This window comes from Streptomyces sp. NPDC055013 (assembly GCF_053608645.1).
The window spans coordinates 13,668-35,080 of the sequence record NZ_JBSGVW010000030.1 but is presented as its reverse complement, the minus strand read 5'-3'; the positions used below and the strand labels follow the sequence as shown (position 1 = coordinate 35,080).

General features: G+C 69.4%; 15 protein-coding genes and 1 pseudogene. 11 read left to right on the top strand and 5 right to left on the bottom strand.

Features of this window, described 5'->3' with window-relative positions; all coding sequences use genetic code 11:
- Window positions 1-46: 46 nt before the first annotated feature.
- The 3 genes and pseudogenes from ACWGDB_RS30395 to ACWGDB_RS30385 all read left to right on the top strand — a co-directional run.
- Window positions 47-2,011 carry a TIGR03960 family B12-binding radical SAM protein gene (locus tag ACWGDB_RS30395; RefSeq protein WP_453825362.1) on the top strand — a complete coding sequence of 655 codons (1,965 nt, stop codon included), beginning with the start codon at window positions 47-49 and terminating at the stop codon, window positions 2,009-2,011.
- A gap of 424 nt (window positions 2,012-2,435) precedes the next feature.
- A complete protein-coding gene (locus tag ACWGDB_RS30390; protein ID WP_453825361.1) occupies window positions 2,436-3,905 on the top strand; it encodes an APC family permease in 1,470 nt (489 codons plus the stop codon).
- A 336-nt stretch (window positions 3,906-4,241) separates the two neighbouring features.
- A pseudogene (locus tag ACWGDB_RS30385) lies at window positions 4,242-4,436 on the top strand (S1 RNA-binding domain-containing protein); the annotation flags it as partial.
- A gap of 132 nt (window positions 4,437-4,568) precedes the next feature.
- Here ACWGDB_RS30385 and ACWGDB_RS30380 read toward each other — a convergent pair.
- The 4 genes from ACWGDB_RS30380 to ACWGDB_RS30365 form a co-directional block, all read right to left on the bottom strand.
- Window positions 4,569-4,958, bottom strand: a complete 390-nt coding sequence (locus ACWGDB_RS30380; RefSeq protein WP_453825360.1) for a hypothetical protein — start codon at window positions 4,956-4,958, stop codon at window positions 4,569-4,571.
- Between the two features lie 17 nt (window positions 4,959-4,975).
- Complete coding sequence (locus ACWGDB_RS30375) at window positions 4,976-5,416, bottom strand: protease inhibitor I42 family protein (RefSeq protein WP_453825359.1); 441 nt, start codon at window positions 5,414-5,416, stop codon at window positions 4,976-4,978.
- Window positions 5,417-5,433: 17 nt separating this feature from the next.
- Window positions 5,434-7,050, bottom strand: coding sequence for a WXG100 family type VII secretion target (locus tag ACWGDB_RS30370; protein WP_453825358.1), 1,617 nt, complete (start codon window positions 7,048-7,050; stop codon window positions 5,434-5,436).
- A gap of 85 nt (window positions 7,051-7,135) precedes the next feature.
- On the bottom strand, window positions 7,136-7,561 hold the full coding sequence (locus tag ACWGDB_RS30365) for a type VII secretion target (protein WP_453825357.1): 426 nt from the start codon (window positions 7,559-7,561) through the stop codon (window positions 7,136-7,138).
- Between the two features lie 282 nt (window positions 7,562-7,843).
- Between ACWGDB_RS30365 and mhpA the strand changes: the two genes are divergently transcribed.
- The 4 genes from mhpA (at window position 7,844) to ACWGDB_RS30345 (ending at window position 12,790) form a co-directional block, all read left to right on the top strand.
- Window positions 7,844-9,505, top strand: coding sequence for a bifunctional 3-(3-hydroxy-phenyl)propionate/3-hydroxycinnamic acid hydroxylase MhpA (mhpA, locus tag ACWGDB_RS30360; protein ID WP_453825356.1), 1,662 nt, complete (start codon window positions 7,844-7,846; stop codon window positions 9,503-9,505).
- A 99-nt stretch (window positions 9,506-9,604) separates the two neighbouring features.
- On the top strand, window positions 9,605-10,561 hold the full coding sequence (locus tag ACWGDB_RS30355; RefSeq protein ID WP_453825355.1) for an SDR family oxidoreductase: 957 nt from the start codon (window positions 9,605-9,607) through the stop codon (window positions 10,559-10,561).
- Window positions 10,562-10,829: 268 nt separating this feature from the next.
- Entirely contained in the window at window positions 10,830-11,237 is a 408-nt protein-coding gene (locus tag ACWGDB_RS30350) for a hypothetical protein (protein WP_453825354.1), read from the top strand.
- A 101-nt stretch (window positions 11,238-11,338) separates the two neighbouring features.
- Window positions 11,339-12,790, top strand: coding sequence for a Yip1 family protein (locus tag ACWGDB_RS30345; RefSeq protein WP_453825353.1), 1,452 nt, complete (start codon window positions 11,339-11,341; stop codon window positions 12,788-12,790).
- Window positions 12,791-12,807: 17 nt separating this feature from the next.
- Here ACWGDB_RS30345 and ACWGDB_RS30340 read toward each other — a convergent pair whose 3' ends face one another.
- Window positions 12,808-14,055: a hypothetical protein gene (locus tag ACWGDB_RS30340; RefSeq protein ID WP_453825352.1), complete on the bottom strand. Its 1,248-nt coding sequence runs from the start codon at window positions 14,053-14,055 to the stop codon at window positions 12,808-12,810.
- A 477-nt stretch (window positions 14,056-14,532) separates the two neighbouring features.
- Between ACWGDB_RS30340 and ACWGDB_RS30335 the strand changes: the two genes are divergently transcribed.
- The 4 genes from ACWGDB_RS30335 to rplU all read left to right on the top strand — a co-directional run bounded on the left by ACWGDB_RS30335 (window position 14,533) and on the right by rplU (window position 21,404).
- Window positions 14,533-15,654 carry a hypothetical protein gene (locus ACWGDB_RS30335; RefSeq protein ID WP_453825351.1) on the top strand — a complete coding sequence of 374 codons (1,122 nt, stop codon included), beginning with the start codon at window positions 14,533-14,535 and terminating at the stop codon, window positions 15,652-15,654.
- 48 nt (window positions 15,655-15,702) lie between these two features.
- A complete protein-coding gene (locus ACWGDB_RS30330; RefSeq protein ID WP_453825350.1) occupies window positions 15,703-16,467 on the top strand; it encodes a TIGR03936 family radical SAM-associated protein in 765 nt (254 codons plus the stop codon).
- A gap of 263 nt (window positions 16,468-16,730) precedes the next feature.
- Window positions 16,731-20,825 carry an Rne/Rng family ribonuclease gene (locus ACWGDB_RS30325; protein ID WP_453825349.1) on the top strand — a complete coding sequence of 1,365 codons (4,095 nt, stop codon included), beginning with the start codon at window positions 16,731-16,733 and terminating at the stop codon, window positions 20,823-20,825.
- A gap of 258 nt (window positions 20,826-21,083) precedes the next feature.
- Window positions 21,084-21,404 (top strand): 50S ribosomal protein L21, encoded by a 321-nt coding sequence (gene rplU, locus ACWGDB_RS30320; protein WP_007381993.1) that lies wholly within the window; start codon window positions 21,084-21,086, stop codon window positions 21,402-21,404.
- The last annotated feature ends 9 nt before the right edge of the window (window positions 21,405-21,413 follow it).

Genomic DNA, 21,413 nt, shown 5'->3' with positions numbered 1-21,413 from the left:
GATGGTCACCCCTGTCAGTTCAGTCCCGCTCACGAAGGTTCGCGAGATGCCTGCCGAAGTCGCTGCGTCGGTGTTCCCGCAGCTCGAAGCTCTGCTCCCGCATGTGCAGAAGCCGATCCAGTACGTCGGCGGAGAGCTCAATTCCACGGTCAAGCCGTGGGACTCCTGTGACGTCCGCTGGGCGCTCATGTACCCCGACGCGTACGAGGTCGGGCTGCCCAACCAGGGCGTCATGATCCTTTACGAGGTCCTCAACGAGCAGCAGGGCGTCCTCGCCGAGCGCACGTACAGTGTGTGGCCGGACCTGGAGGCCCTCATGCGGGAGCACGCCGTCCCGCAGTTCACGGTGGACAGCCACCGGCCGGTGAAGGCCTTCGACGTGTTCGGCCTGTCCTTCTCGACCGAGCTCGGTTACACGAACATGCTCACGGCCCTCGACCTGGCGGGCATCCCGCTGGAGTCCAAGGACCGGACCATCGACGACCCGATCGTCCTGGCGGGCGGCCACGCGGCCTTCAACCCCGAGCCGATCGCCGACTTCATCGACGCGGCGATCATCGGCGACGGTGAGCAGGCCGTGCTGGACATGACGGCGATCATCCGCGCGTGGAAGGCCGAGGGCTGCCCCGGCGGACGCGAAGAGGTCCTCTTCCGCCTGGCGAGGACGGGTTCGGTGTACATCCCGGCGTTCTACGACGTCGAGTACCTCCCGGACGGCCGTATCGCCCGTGTCGTACCGAACAAGAGCGGTGTCCCGTGGCGTGTGTCCAAGCACACGGTCATGGACCTGGACGAGTGGCCGTATCCCAAGCAGCCGCTCGTGCCGCTCGCCGAGACGGTCCACGAGCGCATGTCGGTCGAGATCTTCCGCGGCTGCACCCGAGGCTGCCGCTTCTGCCAGGCCGGCATGATCACGCGCCCGGTGCGTGAGCGCTCGATCACCGGCATCGGCGAGATGGTCGACAAGGGCCTGAAGGCGACGGGGTTCGAGGAGGTCGGCCTGCTCTCCCTCTCCTCGGCGGACCACAGCGAGATCGGCGACGTGGCGAAGGGCCTGGCCGACCGCTACGAGGAAGACAAGATCGGCCTCTCGCTCCCGTCCACCCGCGTCGACGCCTTCAACATCGACCTGGCGAACGAGCTGACGCGCAACGGCCGCCGCTCCGGCCTGACCTTCGCCCCGGAGGGCGGCTCGGAACGCATCCGCAAGGTCATCAACAAGATGGTCTCGGAGGACGACCTGATCCGGACTGTCTCCACCGCCTACGGCAACGGCTGGCGCCAGGTGAAGCTGTACTTCATGTGCGGCCTGCCGACCGAGACCGACGACGACGTCCTGCAGATCGCCGACATGGCGACGAAGGTCATCGCCAAGGGCCGCGAGGTCTCCCGCTCGAACGACATCCGCTGCACGGTCTCGATCGGCGGCTTCGTCCCGAAGCCCCACACGCCCTTCCAGTGGGCCCCGCAGCTGTCGGCCGAGGAGACGGACGCCCGTCTCGAGAAGCTCCGCGACAAGATCCGCGGCGACAAGAAGTACGGCCGCTCGATCGGCTTCCGCTACCACGACGGCAAGCCGGGCATCGTCGAGGGCCTCCTCTCCCGCGGCGACCGCCGCATCGGCGCGGTCATCCGCGCGGTCTACGACGACGGCGGCCGCTTCGACGGCTGGCGCGAGCACTTCTCCTACGACCGCTGGATGCAGTGCGCCGACAAGGCGCTGATCCCGTTCGGCGTCGACGTCGACTGGTACACCACCCGCGAGCGCACCTACGAGGAGGTCCTCCCCTGGGACCACCTCGACTCCGGCCTCGACAAGGACTGGCTCTGGGAGGACTGGCAGGACGCCCTCGACGAGACCGAGGTGGAGGACTGCCGGTGGACACCGTGCTTCGACTGCGGGGTTTGCCCGCAGATGGATACGTCCATCCAAATCGGGCCGACCGGGAAGAAGTTGCTGCCTCTCACGGTCAAGAACGCTGCGCCGGCGCCTAGCGGTCACTCTCACTGAGGTGGGAGGGGCACTCGATCGGGTGATGGAGGCCTTGGCGGGGGCGAGTGAGGACGAGGTGTCTGCGGTGCTGGCTTCGGCCGGCGCATCCCGTCAGGGCCCGCCGGATCGACCGGTGCCGTCCCGTACGCCGCTGCCTGGGCCGGGAAGTGGCTCGCAGATCCTTTCCGAGGTGGAGTGGGTCTGAGGTCTGTATCTCGGCCAGGCGTGACTGTATGACCCTGCGAGCCCCCTTCCCCGACCGGGACGGGGGCTTGTTGGTTCAGTGCTGTGTGGGGGACGGAATCGATCTTCCGGGTGCACAAGTGCTGTGCATATGTCTTAAATCTACGAGAAGTGCACGGATGGGAAGCTGATCGCCGGGCCGTGAGAGCCGGTGCGAGGGTGCTAGCCGGCTGGGCGGGACGAAAGGCGGGTTGCCGAAGTGGTGGAAGCGGCTTCGCCGGGCTCCGCGGGCGAAGAGGACTCCACTGCCCTCGGCGGCTATCAGCAGGAGCTGAAGCGGACTCTCGGTTCTTTTCAGGTGTTCGCGATCTCGTTCGCGTTCATCTCGGTGGCGGTCGGCATCTTCTCGACATACGACGACGTGCTGCAGAACGCGGGGCCGGTCGGGATCTGGCTGTGGGTCATCGCGACGGTGGGTCAGGTGCTGGTGGCCTTGGTGGTGGCGCAGCTCGCAGGGCGCATCCCGCTCAGCGGCTCGTCCTACCAATGGGCCTCGCGGCTGGCCAACCCGAAGGTCGGCTGGGGATTCGGCTGGCTGAGCTTCTGCTACCTGGCCATCGCGGTGGTGGCGATCGACAATGCGCTCGCGAGTCAAGCATTCATGCCGCTCGTGGGTCTGCAGCCGGACGAGGACACCGCGCGGGTGATCACCCTTGTGATCCTGCTGGTCCAAGCCGTGGTCGTCGTGGCCTCGACACGCCTCGTGAGCCTGATCAACACGACCGCGGTGGTGCTGGAGCTGGCGTTGGTTGTGGTGGTGGCGCTCGCCCTTGCCATCGCGGTGGCGGTCACCGGCCATGGCGCGGCCGGCAACCTGACCTCGCGCGGCATCACCGAGCATGCCCCGCACTACTTCGACGTCGGCGGGGGGCTGATGATCGCGATGATCATGGGCCTTGCCACGCTGGTCGGCTTCGATTCCGCGGCGAACCTGGCCGAGGAGGCCAAGAACCCCTTCCGCAGCGTCCCGCGCGCGATCGTGGGGTCCGTTGCAGCCGCCGGTGTACTGGGGATCGTGTTCCTGATCTGCCTCACCATCGCGATCGAGGACATCCCACGGATCACCGCGAGCGAGTCGCCTGTCGCGGCGATCATGCGTGAGCAGCTGGGGTCGCCGATGGAGAGAGTGCTCCTTGCGGCCGTTGCGATCGCCTTCTTCGGTGCTGGGACGGTGGTGATGACCGCGTGTTCACGGATGGTCTTCGCGATGTCGCGCGACGGGCGCTTCCCTGCCCACCGGCTCATGCGCCGGGTCAGCCCTCGCACGCAGACGCCGGTGCCCGCGACGCTGCTGATTCTCGCCGTGGGCGTTGTCCTGATGGTCGCGCTACCGGGCGCCGCGCTGCTGAAGCTGATCACGGCGTCAACGATCCTTCCGGCGATCATCTACGGCGCGACGATCGGCCTGTACCTCGCGGTGCGCCGCAAGTTGGACCGCAGGAAGGGTGCCTTTGACCTCGGGCGGTTCGAGTTGCCGGTCGCGGTCTGCGCGCTGGTCTGGACGCTCGCGTCCCTGGTCATGCTGGTGTCGCCGTCCGAAGCGCTCGTTCCCGTGCTGATCGTGGTGGGTCTGCTCGTCGTGGGTGGGGCGTTCTTCGTCGGCTTGCTGCTGTTCAATCGCCCGGCGTTGGAGACCGAGCCCGGGGACGTGAGTGTCTTCGAGCACTGACTTGATGTTCTTGCAGCCCGCTGCGCGACGTGGAGGCGGGCGGTCTGTTCGGTCGGTGAGGACATCGAGCCGCAAATGGACACCCACAGCCAGATCGGTCCGACCGGGAAGAAGCTGCTGCCTCTGACGGTCAAGAACGGCGGTCCGACGCCGGCGTCGAGTGGTCACTCGCACTGAAGTGGGCGAGGCCCTCGACCGGGTGACTGATGTGTCGGCGGGGGCAAGCGAGGAGGAGGGGGCTGCACTGATGGCCGGGACGGGTCCTCCGAACCCGCGTCCGTCAGTGCCGACGGCCTCCTCCCGTACGGCTTCCCCGACCAGCGGCTCGGACGTCCACTGAACCCGGAGCTCTGGGCGTTCCTCAAGCGGCTTCGCCCCGGCGTCGGCCTCATCACCTAACCCGAGCTGTCGTGGCTTCGTTTCGAGACGGCGTCCGATGCCGTCGAGGTCGGGCAGCGGGTCTCGTGCGAGTTCTTGCAGTTCGACACATGGAACGGGGAGGCTCGGCTGTCCCTGCGGGCTACCCAGCCGTCGTCACGAACGTCGACCCAGGAGCGACGCCGACTGTCGCTCTCACGTCGGTAAGACTGAGCGACTCCAGGTCGATCGGGTGCGGCCCTTGCCGGGGTGAAGCAGAGGGATGCGGGGCCGCATGGGCTGAGCTCAGCGGGCGGCACGCTCCCGGGTGGTGCGGCGCAGCCCGATGAGTTCGGCGACCGCCTCCAGCCAGCGGGCCACGACCTCGTCGCCTTCCACGGGCCGGGCCACCGACGCGGCCGCCTCCAGCCAGCCGCGCATCAGGTCCGAGGCCGCCGGGTCGGGCAGCAACTCCGGCAGCCGGGCGGTGTAGCCGGTGCCACCGCTGCGGACGGTCCTGCCGAGGAACGCCACCGAGCGGGGCTGCACCCCGAGGCGGTCGAGCGTGACCGCGGCGCCCACGGCTCCGTCGCCGAACAGGGCGCTGCGACGCGGGCCCGGGGCGCCGACGCCGTAGCGCAGGAGCATGGCGACGTCGGCCTGCGCCGACTCTTCGTCGGTCTTGCCGGGGTTCATCGGTACCTCCGTTCCGGTCATCGCACGGTGACCGTGTAGTTGAAGTACGCCGGGTCGTTGGCGGGGCTGCCCGTCGCGGTGCGGTTGTCGCCGTCGGGGCACTCGCCCAGCACGCAGTAGCTCATTTTGATCTTCGTGGTGCCCGCGGCAACGGCCTCGAAGGTGAAGGTCTGCGTACCGTCACCACCCCCGTCGACACCGCTGTCGCCCCCGAAGTCCTCCTCCCGGCCGCCCTCCTGGCGCACCGTGGCACGGTCGGGACCGGGGTCCACGATGCTCCAGTCCTGGCCCATCGAGGGGTTGGCCGGGAGAACCAGCTCGAACGTGTCGCCCGCGTCCACTTCGATGGACTGCTCGTCGGCCTCGAACGTCTCGGGGCCGAAGAGGCCGCACCCGGACAGCATCACGGCCGTCAGCGGCAGGGCCAGGGCGGCGGACAGGCGGTGGCTGGACTTCACGGGGATCGGCCTTCCGTTCACTGGGCGGGCAGGTGGACGCCGTAGGCGTCGGGCAGGTCCTTGTCGGAGGCCTTGCCCATGTCGCCGTTGACGAAGTCGTCCTCGCTGACCCATGTTGTCGTTCCCCAGGGGTTGTAGACCTGCAGCATGTCGCCCTCCTGACCGATGATCATCATGGAGTGGCCGACCCGGTCACCGTTCTCGTCCTCGCCCTCGACGCCGATCGGCACGGGTCTGCCCTCGGCGACGGCCCGCTGGATGTCGGGGAGCGCGTCCCGGCGGTCGTCCGCGCTCCTGACCTCCTGGAACTCGTACTCGCCGCCCGTGTGCGGGCTGATCTCCTTGTTGGAGATCTCCGTCTTGCCGTCGTTGTCCATGCCGTCGGGTGTCGAGCCGAAGGGGAAGTCGTACTCGTCGTTGCCGTCGCCTTCGTCGTGCATCCGAAGCTGCTCGTCGCGCAGCCGCTCCCGGAAGGCGCCGGGGTCGTCCTCCTGCCCGGACGGGCCGCCGGTGAGTTCGAGGGCGTACACCGGATCGACCATGGCGCGCCCGGTGACGACGGTCGACGGCACGCAGGTGTTGCCTTCCTGCGACCACCTCTCGCCGTTGAACGTCTGCTGGTCCGTGTTGTGGTTGGAACCCTTGTTGGGGCCGCTGGTGTTGATCCCCTCGTCCTTCATGCTGTCCCCGGCCGTGGTGACCGGCGTCAGGTGCCGCTGCAGCCAGTCCGGGTCCTTGCCGTGGATCTTGTCGCGGAACTCGCCGACCTCCTTGACGTCGTACCCGGCGGCCAGTGCCTTCACGAGGTACGCCCGTTCCTGCGGGGTCTTCGCCTCGGCGAGCATCCGCTCGAACTCGGCCTCCTCACGGGCGTCGAGGCGCTCCATCGCGCGGCCCGAGCGCTCCAGGTCGTTCGCGGTCAGCAGCTCGTTCATCTCCGCCGGGCCGCCGGGGCCCGCGATGTCGGCGAGTACGAGGCGGTCGGCGGCGGAGATGTTGTCGGTCTGCATCTGGCCCGCCCGGGCCTCGGACGCCAGCTTGTTGAGGTCGCGCGCCGCGGCCCGCGCCGCGTCGTCGGCCACCTCCGCGGCGGTGTGCATCGTCCTGGCGCCGGCGGCCGCGATGCTGCGGGCCCGCAGCCGCTCCGCCTCCTCGGCGTCCTTCTCCACGATGTCGTCGAAGAAGCCGTCCTCACCGCCGAGCATGCCGAGCGCCTCGCGCAACTGCTCGCGGCCGCCCTTGTCCTGGGACTTGGCGTTGGTCAGCGCGTCGGCCAGGCGGAACAGGGCGCCGGCCGCGCCGGTGAACGCCTGCTCCATCTGCTCGGCGGAGCGGGCCGCCGCCATCACCACCTCGGACGCCCGCGCCCCGGTGCTGCCCACCCAGGCTTCGGGCAGGCCCTCGTTGGCGACCTTCTGCACCCGCCGTTGCACGTCGGCGACGTCGTCGATCTGTTTGCGGTAGGTCTTGGCGAGACCCTCGATGACCCCGGGGTCACCTACCGGCGCCGAGACGCCCAGGGCGTTGTTGATGGCCCCGATGAGATCGTTCTTGCTGTCGGCCGAGGATATGGAGTCGTGGTACTCGGCGAGCTTCTGGCGGCGGTCGGTGGTGGATTCGCCTGCGTCGGGCATGACGGGTGCGGCCTTCTGTCGTGGTGAGGGCAGGAGTGCGGACTCGTACGCGATACGGCGGACTCGTGCGCGGAACGTGGGACGCTCAGCCGAAGTCGGACAGGCCGCGCGGCGGCGTGCCGGACGCGGGCATGGTGCGGTAGCCCGGCGCGGGAACATCCCCCGCGGGCGCGGGCATCGTCGTCGCGCCCTCGCCGCCCGCCGCGCTCATGCCCCGGATGGAGGCGTGCTCGGCGCCCTGGTAGTTCGCCTTGGACACCCGCACCTTGTCGGCCAGCTCGTGCAGGGCGCTCTCCAGGACCTTGGCCTCGGCCTGCCAGTCACCGGCGAAGTTGTTGTACGCGGGACCCGCGTCGGAGCCGCCGAGGACGTCCGAGGGGTAGCAGGCGGTGTCCTTGACCGCCCTGGCGACGGCACCGACGTCGTCACCCGCCGTGTCGAGTGTCTGCGCCTCGCTGTTCATCGCGCTCGCCTGGACTTGATAGCCCCCGGCGTGCCCTTGCACGGTCATGTCCGGCCCCCGTTTTTTGATCTTGAGGGCGCAATGTAGCAGGGGTCGGTGGCATGAACACAGCGACCCTCACCGCCCCCGAGCGGCAGCCAAGTTCTCGGCGAGGACCACTTCGTCTTCTTGGCTTGAGCACGTGGTGGGCCCCCTTCCCGGACGGAAAGGGGACCCGGTTGCGTGTGCGACCCGCGACCTCTTGACGCCTTTTAAACTGAAGATATCCTCGATGTTGAGGAAATCTTCAGTCTGGTGTTATCGGCTGGCCCGCTACAGGAAGAACAGCCCATGCGGATGAAAGCTCAGACCGAGTCGAACGCGGGCGCCGTCACCGACGCCGCCCCCGAGGACGCCGATGTGGTGATCGTCGGCTACGGACCGGTCGGCGCCATGGTCGCGAACCTCCTCGGCCAGGCCGGGGTCAGGACGATCGTGCTCGAGCGCGACGCCAAGCCGCTCACCATGCCGCGCGCGGGCGCCACCGACGACGAAGTGCTCCGGGTCTTTCAGGCGGTCGGCCTGGTCGATCGGCTCCTCCCGGTTCTCGACCTGGGGCAGAGCACGCAGTTCCTCTCGGTGCGCGGCGACCGGCTGGTGACGATGCGTCCCAGCGGGGGCCGCAACGGGTTCCCGCAGCTCGCGTTCTTCTACCAGCCCGACCTCGAGCGGGTGCTCCACGAGGGAGTCGCTCGGTACCCACACGTCACCGTCAGGATGGGCGTCCGCGTCGAGGGGCTCCACGAGGACGGCGACGGTGTGACCGTGTGGGCCCGAGAGGGCGACCGAGGCCGGCAGACCGCGACCCGCGCCCGCTACGTCGTGGCCTGTGACGGCGGGCGAAGCACCGTCCGCGGCCTTCGCTCCATCGGGTTCGCCGGCTCCACCTACGCGCAGCCGTGGCTCGTCGTCGACGCCAAGCTCGAGGCTCCGTTGACCGACGTCACGTCCTTCCAGTTCATCGGGAACCCGGACCGTCCGGGCGTGACACTGCCGCTACCCGGGACCCACCACCGCTGGGAGTTCATGGTTCTCCCGGGCGAGGACCACGCCGAACTCGCCACTGAGGAGAACGCTCGGCGACTCGTCTCCCCGTGGGTCGACCCCGACCGGATCACCATCCTCCGGCACATCGTCTACACCTTCCACGCCCGCGCCGCGGCACAGTGGCGCTCGGGTCGGGTGCTTCTCGCCGGTGACGCGGCCCACCTGATGCCGCCCTTCGCGGGGCAGGGGCTCAGTTCGGGTCTGCGTGACGCCCACAACCTCGCCTGGAAGCTCGCCGCCGTCGTGGCAGACGGTGCCGACCCGGCGTTGCTCGACAGCTACGAGAGCGAGCGGCGTCCGCACGTCACACGCATGACCCGGCTGACCCGCTTCTCCGGCGCCATGGTCCAGACCCGCCGCCGTCGCGTCGCCACGGTGCGGGACGCGCTTCTGAAGAGGGCGGCGCACCTGCCCTACTTCACCGAAGGGCGGTTCAAGCCCGACCTGCGGTACTCCTGCGGAGCGTTCGACGGTTCCGGACGCCGTGCCGGTGCAGGACATGCGTTCCCCCAGCCCACGGTCCGCACATCGGAGGGACAACTACGGCCCCTCGACGACCTGATCGGCAGCGGCTGGGCCCTCCTCGGCCGCGATCTCGATCCGCAGGTCCACCTGAGTGCGGAGAGCCGCGAGCTGTGGACGTCGCTCGGCGCCACCTACCTTTCCATCAGCCGCCCCGGCCACCTCCGGCCACCCTGCGAGGCCGGCACCGTCGCGGTCGAGGATCTCGACGGCTACGCGCTCGACTTCTTCGACCGGCACGGCGGTGACTTCGCGATCGTGCGACCGGACCGCATCGTGTTCGCGATGCCGGACATCCGCGGCCTCGACCGCGTGGCCGACCTGTACAGGTCGTTGGTGGGCGGTCCGGTCCGCCGCCCGACACGCGGTCCGTTCGCTCCGTGAAACCCAGAAAGCGGAGAAAGCCCCGAAAGCCCTTAGGCCCGTAGGCCCTTAGGCCCATAAATCGATAAGTCCATAAGTCCAGAAGGAGGTCGGCCGCGCGTGATTCTCGTCATTGGGGCCACCGGAAAAATCGGCGGCGAGGTCGCCCGCCTGCTCGTCGCGACAGGAACACCGGTACGAGCACTGGTCCGCGACCCCTCGAAAGCAGCCGCCCACGCCCTCGCCCGCCAAGGCGTCGAAATGGCAACCGGCGACCTGGGTGACGCCGCCTCACTCGACAAGGCGATGCAGGACGTCGACCGCATGTTCCTCGTCTCGGCCCAGGACCTCCGACAGGCCGAACTGCAGGGCAACGCCGTCGACGCCGCACTCCGCGCAACGGTCGGCCACATCGCCAAGGTGTCCGGCATCGCACCCTCGGTCTCACCCGGCGGCCCAGCGGAAATCGGCCGCCAGCACTGGCAGACCGAGCACCGAATCGAAGAGTCAGGCGTCCCGTTCACGTTCCTGCGCCCCGGCTTCTTCATGCAGAACCTCCTCGAGACGGCAGCGCCGATGGTCTCCAAACTCGGTCTGCTCGCGGCACCGATGGACGGCGCACCGATCGCGATGGTCGACGCACGCGACATCGCCGCCGTAGCGGCCGCGGTGCTGACCAGCGACAGCCACCACGACAGGGTGTACGACGTCACCGGGCCGCGCGCGTTCGGCTACGAGGAACTGGCCGCGGTCCTCACCGACGCGACCGGACAGCGGGTCGGGTACGTCAACACACCCCCCGGACTCGCCGCGAACGTGCTCCGGCGCCAGGGAAAGCCCGACTGGTACGTCGAGCATCTCGTCGAGATGGCGGAACTGTTCCGTGCCGGCGCCGGTGCGACGGTCAGCACCACCGTGCGCGACCTGACCGGACGGCCCCCGCAGACCATCGAGGGTTTCGCCGCGGAGCACGCCGGGTCGTTCACCCAGAAGGGTGTCCCGCAACTCGTCCGTACCGCCGCCCGCTTCGGCCTCGCCATGGCCGGCCGAGCCGCCTCGGTCCTGCGCGCCAGATGACCGGCTGTCGTCGGCGGACCTGACGGCTGTCGCCTGGCCGGCTGCTTCCAGCTCGCGGGGTCTGCCCCGGCTACCTACCGTGGCGATATCCGCCACGGAGGAGGCGAACATGCCGGCTGACGATCCGCGTGCGGACGGGCCCCAGTGGGAGAGACCTGGCGCAGGCTCTCCGCCTACAGGGCAGTGGGCGGCTCCCGCCGGGCCGCCGCAGCAGAAGGGGCGGGGGCCTGCGTGCCTTTGGGGGTGCGCCGGTGCCCTGGCTGCGGCTGTGGTGGCTGTCATCGTCGTGGTTGTGCTGGTGGTCTCGGCGGCGAATGACGACGAGAGCACCACGTCCGCTCCCACCGACGCGGCGACCGAGAACGCGCCACAGGGGGAGAAGGAACCGCAGGGCGAGCGGGCGGACCTGGTCAGGTTCCAGCTGGACGACCGCTCGGTAGCCGGCCTCACCGATGTCTGGGTCGTTTGGACGATCAAGAACAGCAGCAGCGAGAAGTCCGACTACTCATGGGAATGGGAAGCTGCCGACGCCGGAGGCACCCGACTGGCGAACGGCACTGAATGGGAGACCGCCATCAGACCGGGGCAGACGGCCCGGGGTGATTCCCCCACGACGCTCGATAGCGCGAACGGCGTCAAACTCAACATCACCAGCTTCAACCGGACTGCCGGCTAGTGGGATCTTGAGACCGCGGGCCCCGTTGACTTGAGTGCTCTTGAGGGCCGAACGGGGGAGCCCCGGGTGCGCAGGGGCGGGGTGCGTTCGAGGCTGGGGGCATGAGTCTGCGTCCATGGGTTGTCGTCGAGGCGCCGGACGGTCGTGGTCTTCGCCAGGTGACCATGAACGGTGAGGCGGTGGGCAGCGCATGGTCGCCGGGTGAGCTGCTGCGAATTCTTCGCCGTCTGGATTTCCCGGACGACGTGGACCTGGACGACACAGCATTCATCTGCTGGCGCGGAGGTGACAGCGGCACGTGGCCGGACCGTCCGTGGCCCAGGCGCGTGGTCCTCGTGCTGATGATGGTCGGACTGCTGGCCGCGATGGTGCTCAGCGCGGTTGTGGGATGGCCGGACGCATCCGGGGCGCTCACCTTTGCGCAACGGATGACCGGGGTTGTTTTCGTGCTGACGGCTCTGGTGCAGGGCTTGGCCGCGGTTGCGGTCCTCGACTACTGGGGCAGACAGCAGTTCACGTTGTCCGGGGCAGTCGTTCTGCTCGGGGTGCTCATCGCGCTGGCCACGAGCAGTCTCCTGCTCTTCATGTGGCTGGAAGAGAGGGAGTACACGCCCTATCTGCTGGTGTTTCTGCCTCTTTGGTGCTGGTCACTCTGGGCGCTCGTTGTCCTTGTGCGGCGCAAATGCTGGGAGGGCGTCCCGTGGCCCAAGAGGTTTGCGGCCGGAGTGGTGGCCACGGCGCTTCTGACCGGGGTCAGTCTGGCGTACTCGACGATGTACCAACCCACGGCAGCTCCGATGCACCTCACCTTGAAGGCGGAGTTCGGGGCGGCGCGGGCGGATCGAACGCTGCCGTTTGTCCATGTCCCGCTTTCGCTTCGGATGAAGAACACGGGCGGGATTCCCGTCTACATCGTCAATGACATCTACACGGTCCGAGGCACGCGCGCCACGTACTACAGGATTCCCGAGACCTTGGACTTGCTGAGTGAGTGGAAGGACAGCGTGGGAGGGCCAGCGACTCCTGCGGGGGAGGCTGATCTCTATGTGGGTCAGTTCAGAAAAACCATCATCAGCAGCAACCACGTCTATGGGCCCGGCAGATGGCTCGAAGTCGGGCAGGAGTATTCCGTTGAACGCGTGTTCCAAATCCCCAGGAAGCCGAGATTCGGAACGGTCGGCGTCAACGTGCAGATCACCTACATGAGGAAGGACCGAGGGAAGCTGGATGTAGATGAGTTTCGCAAGGTTCACTACACGTGGCGGGGTGCCGACGAGCGGTACTACTGCGCATGGTGCGGGCAGGAGCTCGTCTACAGCGGGCGCGTCCGGCACAACAACAACCTCATCAATGTGACGCGCAGGCCTCGATTTGTGACGGTGACCTGGTCGCCGGATCGCTCGCCCGGCACCTCCATTTCATCATTTCGCTACTGGGAGAAGGAGGAGTTCCTGGGGGAAGAAAGGAGGGAGTTGGACAGGTACGGAGCTGCGACTGTCCGGGCGGATACGGAGGTGTCGGTCGCGGAACTGCTGGGATCCGCAGGCTCGTGACGGCGACGCTCGCATTCCTACCCTTCGCCGCTCGTGAGCCAGCTCCCTACTGTGACGCCCTCCTGCTCCAGGTGGGCAGCCGTCTGCCTGCAATGGGAAGCCTGCTTTATCCCGACCCTCCCGTTCAGTTCGCTCCCGTGCAGGATTTCGGCGAGTCCGCTGATGAGGGGCGCCACCTTGAACGGGGCGTTGGTGTGCTCGTCGTTCTCCAGTTGGGCGCTGACGTCGAGCATGTCCGTTCCCTCGTCGATGGCCTTCCAGAAGTCCTTGACTCCTGTGCTGTTCCAGCTCGGGGGCGTCATATCCCGCAGCCCCTTCGAGAGCTTCCGATCCGATACGGCCTTGAAAATGGCGCTGGTACATACTTCGGCTGCCTTCCCGAGGGAGACATCCGGCCGACCCTGCCTCGCGGCGGCTTTGTCCTGCTCTTGCTCCAACTGGGAGGACCGGTCCCTCATCTCCTGCCCTGCTTCGGCCCGGTCCTCCGGTGAGGCCTTGGGGTCGTTCGCCCGCCTCATCTGTCCACTGACCCGCTGTGACTCATCCAAGAGCTGGTTGTCTCCGGTGGACCCCGGCTGCCGCTCGTCCGGTCTGTTCGAGCCTGGGATCTGCTGAGGTGTGATCGATTCGGCGAGAAATTCCACCGACGAGCTCACCAGCAGCGCAGCGGCGCCCGTCTCTCCTTTGCCGTTGCACTGCTCCAGGGCGTAGTTCGTGTCTTCGACGATCGCCGTCAGCTGCTGCCGCGGCTTCTGGGGCGTCCTGGGATCGGCGATCGCGGCCAGGACGACTGTTGTCCGCTCCACCACCACCAAGAGCCTCGACCGATCCTCGGGCGAAACATCCGGCTTCAGCCCCGCCTTCAGCGTGGCGGCCATCTGCTTCACGATCCTGGCCAGCTGTTTCCGCAGCTTGCCGGGTGTGCCGTTGTCGCTGATTACCGCCAGCGTCGCGCCCAGCTCCTTCGCGCTGTCGGTGAGCGCTTCTCTGTCCTGGGGCGAGGTGGCCGGGTCCTCGACTGACACGAGCGTGACGATCAGTGTGTCAACGGTTGCCGTGAGCTCCTCGGGGACCTCCGCGCGCTCCTCGTTCAGAGTGGCCGTCACTTCTGCAAGGGCCTGCTTCTGCTCCGGCGGGGGTGCGGTCTTGGTTTCGTCTTCGCCGTCTTCGCCGTCTTCGCCGTCTTCGCCGTCTTCGCCGTCTTCGCCGCTGGAAGCGGACCCTGACGGTGGATCAGCGGGCGGCTCCTCGCTCGGAGTTGTCACATCCGGCGGTTTGGGCTCGACCGGTTTGGGCTCGACCGACGAAGGAGTGGAGTTATCCGGGACCACTGGTTGTGGTTCCGGCTCCACAGATGGTGGGGATGCGGGCTCAGAGGGCGGCGAGTCCGGTGACGGTGGTGGTGGTGGTGTCGTCTGCGCGGGCGCGTGGGGTCTGCTCGCGCTCGGCCTCTGCTCCGCTGCCACCGAACTCGCCACCCCTGTCGGCACCGCGAGTGCTGCGACCAGGAGAGATGCGTGGACCCTGTGGAAGGTGTACCGCCTGGTGGTTCTGGCCATGTTGGTTCCAGATGAACTGTGCGCTGTACCGACGTCATCCGTTTGCCTACCCGGGCCTATGAATCCACTGTTCACCTGCTCCGCGCATCCCGCAATGCGAACGCCTGGTGCCGGGCGTGGTGTTGTCGCGTGATGGTGGCGAGCGTCGGGATCCGGACACGCGGCTGTGGCGTCTACACGGATATGGACCTTGAGAAGCCACCGGCTCGACCCTCGCAGCACCCGGCGCCGGAAGGGTGCCTTGCCATCGCGATCCGAGTGCCGGTGCGCATCATCGTGCTCGTGCTGGTCGTGCCGGTGCGGATGGTGTGGGACGCGCTCGTCGTCGCCGGGCGCTTCCTGAACGACACGATGCTGCGGCCGTTGGGGCGGGCGCTGCTGTGGGTCGGGCGGGCGTTGTTCGTGTGGCCGTTCGTGGGGCTGTGGCGGTACGTCGTCGTGCCCGTCGCGCAGGGGCTCGCCTGGCTGGGGAACGTACTCGTGGTCGTTCCGCTGGTGTGGCTGTACCGGTACGTGCTCACTCCCCTGGGGCACGCGTGCGCGTGGCTGGCGCGAGGGCTCGGGGCCGGGCTGGGATGGCTGTACGCGCGCGGGCTCGCACCGATCGGGCATGCGGCGATGTGGGTCCTCAGAGGGCTCGGCGCGATGCTCGCCGCGTTCGGGCTCGGCACCTTCGCCGTCGTGGCGTGGCTGGTGCGGTATCTCCTCGTCGTCCCGGCCGTGTGGGTGTACGAGTGGGTCCTCGCGCCCCTCGGGCGGGCGATCGCCTGGTGCGCGAGGGGTTTGCTGTGGGTCGTGAGCACGGTCGTCACCGGGATCGGGATCGGGCTGTACTGGATCGGGCGCGTGCTGTTCGTGCTGCCGGCGCTGGGGGTTTACCGGTGGGTCCTCGCGCCCGTCGGCCGTGTGCTCGCCGTCATCGGCAAGGAGATCTGGGAGGCGCTCGGGCATGCGTGGCGGGTCGCCGGGCGGATCTCGCTCGCCGTCGGGCGGTTCCTCGCGAGCCTCTTCCGGTGGATCTTCGTGGAGCCGGTGCGATGGGTGTACCGGACGGTGCTCACCCCGGTCGGGCACGTCGTCCGCGACACCGTGCTGCGGCCCGCCGCCGAGGCCGCGCGCAGCGTGGGGCGAGCCACCCGGCAGGCCCTCGCCGACGTCCGGGAGTCCGTACGGCAGGCGCGGGCCGACTTCCGGCGGATGCTGCTCGGGGAGCCGAAGAAGCGGGAGGCCGTGGCCCGACGGGAACCTCCGGGCCGTGAGACACGTACTCTTGGTAGCAGTACGACCGCTCTCACGAAGGACTGAACGACACTGGGCAAGCGACAGCCCGAAGGCCCGCCGCCCGCACCCGCGGTGCAGCGCATCCGACTGCGCTACACCAAGCGCGGCCGCCTCCGGTTCACCAGCCACCGTGACTTCCAGCGCGCCTTCGAGCGTGCGCTGCGCCGTGCCGAGGTGCCGATGGCGTACTCGGCAGGGTTCACGCCGCATCCGAAGGTGTCGTACGCCAATGCCGCACCCACCGGCACGGGCAGTGAGGCGGAGTATCTGGAGATCGCGCTCACCACAGTGCGGGATCCCGAGAAGCTGCGGGTTCTCCTCGACGAGTCGATGCCCACCGGCCTCGACATCGTCGACGCGGTCGAGGCCCGGACCTCGGGGCTCGCCGACCGGCTCACCGCTTCCGTGTGGGAGGTGCGGCTGGCCGGCGTGGAGTCGGCCGAGGCCGAGCGAGCCGTGGCGGCCTTCAACGCCGCCGAGGCGGTCGAGGTCCAGCGGATGACCAAGAACGGCGTCCGCACCTTCGACGCCCGCCCCGCGGTCGTACAACTTGAAACACAGAGTGAAACGGCTGATAGGCCGACCGACCAGCCCTGTGCGATACTGCGGCTGGTTGTTCGGCACGTGACGCCTGCCGTACGACCCGACGACGTCCTGTCCGGTCTCCGCGCCGTGGCCGACCTGGCGCCGCCGGTCCCCGCAGCGGTGACCAGGCTGGCGCAGGGGCTGTTCGATGAAGAGACCAGCACGGTGACCGACCCGCTCGCGCCCGACCGCGAGGCAGCGACGGCCCCAACCGAGGCCGAGACCGCTGCCGCCGCGACGGCGCCGGCGTAAGGAAGGTTCCGCGTAGGGACGGTCGTCGAAAGCGCCGCCCTCGTACTCGGGAGCCACCTGGGTCGGGCAGCGCACCGACCAGAAGACTTTCGCCAGGCCGTACGCATTCGGCGTACGGAACCGGCGAGACAGGACACAGAGAGCTCCCGTGCGGCGCCCGCGCCCCGGACGGCGGTAGTCGCGCATTGCGCGAGCCGCGGACGTCACCGGCATACCGCCGGACCAGGCGCGGCGCCCGGGAGCCTGACGGGAGAAACGCCCGCATGCTCGAACCGACCGAACCCACTGAGGGTTCCGAACTGAACACTCCCAGCGACACCCTGCCGCCGCGCCGGCGGCGCCGTGCCGCGTCCCGCCCGGCGGGCCCGCCGACGGCTGCCGCCGAGGCGCAGCCCACAGAGGTGGTCGAGCCGGCCATACCGGTCGCCGAGGCCTCCGATGTGGCGGCCCTGACCGAGGACGCCGAGACGGCCGAGAAGCGCAAGGAGAGCATCGACGCCGTTGTGGCCGCCGTTGCCGAGGCGACTTCTGAGGACGTGGACGCCGAAGAGACCCAGGACGCCGAAGAGGCGGAGGGGACGACGGAGGCCGCCCCTGCCGGTCGTACGCGTCGGCGTGCGGTGCGCCGCGCGTCCGCGCCGGCCGGATCGCCGACGGCTGCCGAGGTGTCCGAGACCGTGGTGCCGGTGGCTGCCGCCGCACCCGTCGCCGAGCAGGCGAGCCCCGCCGAAGAGCCTGCGGCCGAGAGCGCTGTGGCCGAGGAGTCGGCGCCGCCCCGTTCGCGTCGCCGTGCCGTGCGTCGGGCGTCCGCGCCCGCCGGTGCTCCCGCGCCGACGGAGGCCGCCGAGACCGTGGTCTCCGAGGCGTCCGGTACGCCCGCTGAAGTGCCTGCCGCCGCCCCGGCCGAGGACGCCGAGGCTGCCGAGGACGCTGCCCCGCGTCGTACGCGCCGGCGTGCCACGCGTCGGGTGTCCGTTCCCGCCGGTGCCCCCGACGAGGCCGCTGCCTCCCCGGTGGCCGAGGAGAGCGCCGAGGCACCCGTGAGCGACGAGGCCTCCGCCGAGACCTCCACCGACGTCGAGGAGGCCGCCGAGGCCGCCCCGCGTCGTACCCGCCGGCGCGCCACGCGGCGTGCGGCCGCTGCTGCCGACGAGGCCGTCGTTGCCGACGAGGCCCCCGCCGAGACGCCGGTGACGGCGGTGACGCCCGTCACCTCCGGTATCGACACCGTGACGGCCGCGGTGGCCGGTGTCGGCGAGCCCGCCGAGGCACCCGCCGCCGAAGCCGAGGAGAAGGGCGGCCCCCGCCGCCGTCGCCGTGTCGTCCAGCGGGCCGCCACCGGCTTCGCGGCGCCGGCTCAGTCCGCCGCCTCCGAGGGCGACGAGGCGCCGCGCCCCGCGCGGCCCGCCGTGGCCGTGTTCCAGGCGCCCGTGTTCACCGAGCCGCAGTTCCAGACGCCTCAGCGCGCCGCCGCCGAGGCCGCCGCGGAGGCGGAGACCGAGGACGTCGAGGACGTCGAGGAGTTCGCCGAGGAGCAGCCCGCCGCGTCGAGGCGTCGTCGCCGGCGCCGGGGCGCGGGGCAGGGCGACGAGGCCGAGGCCACCCAGAGCGTCGAGGCCGCCGCCGAGGACGAGACCGAGGACGCCGAGGACGCGGAGACCGAGGACGCCGCCGACGGTGACGACTCCGAGGAGACCGGGTCGCGTCGGCGCCGCAGGCGTGGTGGCCGGCGTCGTCGTCGGGGTGAGTCCGCGGACTCCGAGTCCGAGGGCGGGGACGCCGAGGGCGACGAGGTCGCCGCGGCGCAGGCCGCGCAGGATGCCGAGGACGCCGCCGAGCAGGACGAAGAGGACGCCGAGGACGCCCGAGGCGAGGACGGCGGTTCCAGCTCCAGCAGCCGTCGTCGCCGGCGCCGTCGTCGTCGTGCCGGTGACTCCTCCACGGACAGCGAGCCCGGCGAGGGTGACCCCGAGCGCACCGTCGTCAAGGTCCGCGAGCCCCGCCCGAAGGCCGAGCCGTCCGACGAGGTGCAGTCCATCAAGGGCTCCACGCGCCTGGAGGCCAAGAAGCAGCGCCGCCGGGAAGGCCGTGAGCAGGGCCGTCGCCGCGTGCCGATCATCACCGAGGCCGAGTTCCTGGCCCGCCGTGAGGCCGTCGAGCGCGTGATGGTCGTCCGCCAGCACGGCGACCGTACGCAGATCGGCGTCCTCGAGGACAACGTGCTCGTCGAGCACTACGTCAACAAGGAGCAGTCGACCTCGTACGTCGGCAACGTCTACCTGGGCAAGGTCCAGAACGTGCTGCCGTCGATGGAGGCCGCCTTCATCGACATCGGCAAGGGCCGCAACGCCGTCCTGTACGCCGGTGAGGTCAACTTCGAGGCGCTCGGCATGGCCAACGGGCCGCGCCGCATCGAGTCCGCCCTCAAGTCCGGCCAGTCCGTGCTCGTCCAGGTCACCAAGGACCCGATCGGGCACAAGGGCGCGCGTCTGACCAGCCAGGTCTCCCTGCCGGGCCGCTACCTCGTGTACGTCCCCGAGGGCTCCATGACCGGCATCAGCCGCAAGCTGCCCGACACCGAGCGGGCGCGGCTGAAGACCATCCTCAAGAAGATCGTCCCCGAGGACGCGGGCGTCATCGTGCGCACCGCCGCCGAGGGCGCGAGCGAGGACGAGCTGCGCCGCGATGTCGAGCGGCTCCAGGCGCAGTGGGAGGACATCCAGAAGAAGTCCAAGAACGGCAACGCGCCGACGCTGCTGTACGGCGAGCCGGACATGACCGTCCGGGTCGTCCGGGACATCTTCAACGAGGACTTCTCCAAGGTCGTCGTCAGCGGTGACGAGGCCTGGGAGACCATCCACGGATACGTCTCGCACGTCGCGCCCGATCTGGCCGACCGGCTGTCGAAGTGGACCTCCGAGGTCGACGTCTTCGCCACCTACCGGATCGACGAGCAGCTCGCCAAGGCACTGGACCGCAAGGTCTGGCTGCCGAGCGGTGGTTCGCTGGTGATCGACCGGACCGAGGCGATGGTCGTCGTCGACGTCAACACCGGCAAGTTCACCGGCCAGGGCGGCAACCTCGAGGAGACCGTCACCAGGAACAACCTGGAGGCGGCCGAGGAGATCGTCCGTCAGCTGCGGCTGCGCGACCTCGGCGGCATCATCGTCATCGACTTCATCGACATGGTGCTGGAGTCCAACCGGGACCTGGTGCTGCGGCGCCTGCTGGAGTGCCTGGGCCGGGACCGTACGAAGCACCAGGTCGCCGAGGTGACCTCGCTGGGGCTCGTGCAGATGACCCGCAAGCGGGTCGGCCAGGGTCTGCTGGAGTCCTTCTCCGAGACCTGCGTCCACTGCAACGGCCGCGGTGTCATCGTGCACATGGAGCAGCCGGCCTCCGCCGGAGGCGGCGGCAAGCGCAAGAAGCGCGCGCGGGCCGGTGCCGGTCCGGAGCATGTCCACGAGGCCGCTGTCGCCGTCGAGACGGCCGAGGAGGAGGCGGAGTCCGAGGCCGAGGTCGCTGCCGAGGCCGCGCAGCCCGCCGCACTTCCGGAGCCCGCCTTCGCGCCCGACGAGGAGCTGTACAGCAGCGTCGCCGAGGCGGAGGCCGCGGCCGGGCGTGGCGGTCGTTCGCGGCGCCGCGGCGGTCGGCGGGCGTCCGCTCCGGCGGGTGCGCCGAGGAAGTCCGAGGCGGTTCCCACGGCTCAGGACGTGACCGTCGAGCAGGAGGTCGAGCGTCCGGTGCAGCCGGAGTCGGCCGCCGAGGCGAAGGCCGAGCCGATGGCCGTGGAGGACGCGGTCGTCGAGGCCCCGGCCACCGAGGAGGCCGCGCCCAAGGGACGTACCCGCCGTCGTGCGACCCGCAAGGTGTCCGCGCCCGCCGGGTCGCCGGCGGGGTCCGAGGCGACCGTCGTGACGGTCGGCGAGGTCGCGTCCACCGCGTCCGAGCAGGTCTCGGCCGAGGCTCCCTCGGAGCAGGCCGAGCCGGCTCCGGTCGAGGCGGCCGAGAGTGCCGCTCCCGCCCGGGCCCGGCGCCGTGCCGTGCGCAAGGCCACCGCGCCGACCGCGTCCGAGGAGCAGGCCGTCGTGGTCGTCCCGGCCGCTGAGGCGGAGTCCGGCATCGCCGCGGAGGCCCCGGCCGCCGAGGAGGACGTCGAGGAGGCGGCTCCGGCCAAGAAGACGGCCCGTAAGACGGCCAAGAAGGCCACGGCGAAGAAGGCCGCCACCAAGAAGACCGCGGCCAAGAAGACGGCCGCGAAGAAGGTGACGGCCAAGAAGGCGGCGAAGACCACCAAGACGGCCGCGGCCAAGTCGACGGCGAAGAAGACCACGGTCTCGGCCGCCACCGACGAGTGATGCGCCACTGACGGGCAACAACTGATGCGTGGTGCGGCCGGTCCATGTGACCGGCCGCACTGCGTGGGAGCCCGGCCCGGTTTGACCCCCTTGGCCGCGGCCCCGTAACCTTGACCGTCGGCGTGTCCGTGGATATAGGCACGCCACATCCCCGTAAACCTCATCCCTCCGGAGCACAGCGTGTTCCGGAGAGGCTGCCCGCATGTCGGGCGGCTGGACTGCGGGGGTGCCGTTCCCGAGCGAGAGAGTGAGATCCGCGTGTACGCCATCGTGCGCAGCGGTGGTCGCCAGCACAAGGTTGCTGTCGGCGACATCGTTGAGGTTGACAAGATTTCCACTGCCAAGGTTGGCGACACGGTCGAGCTCTCGACCCTGCTCGTTGTCGACGGCGACGCTGTGACCAGTGACCCGTGGGTGCTGGCCGGCATCAAGGTTCAGGCCGAGGTCGTGGACCACCACAAGGGCGTCAAGATCGACATCCTTCGCTACAAGAACAAGACCGGCTACCGCCGTCGTCAGGGCCACCGCCAGCAGTACACGGCGATCAAGGTCACTGAGATCCCCGCGGCTGCGAAGTAAGGGACTGAG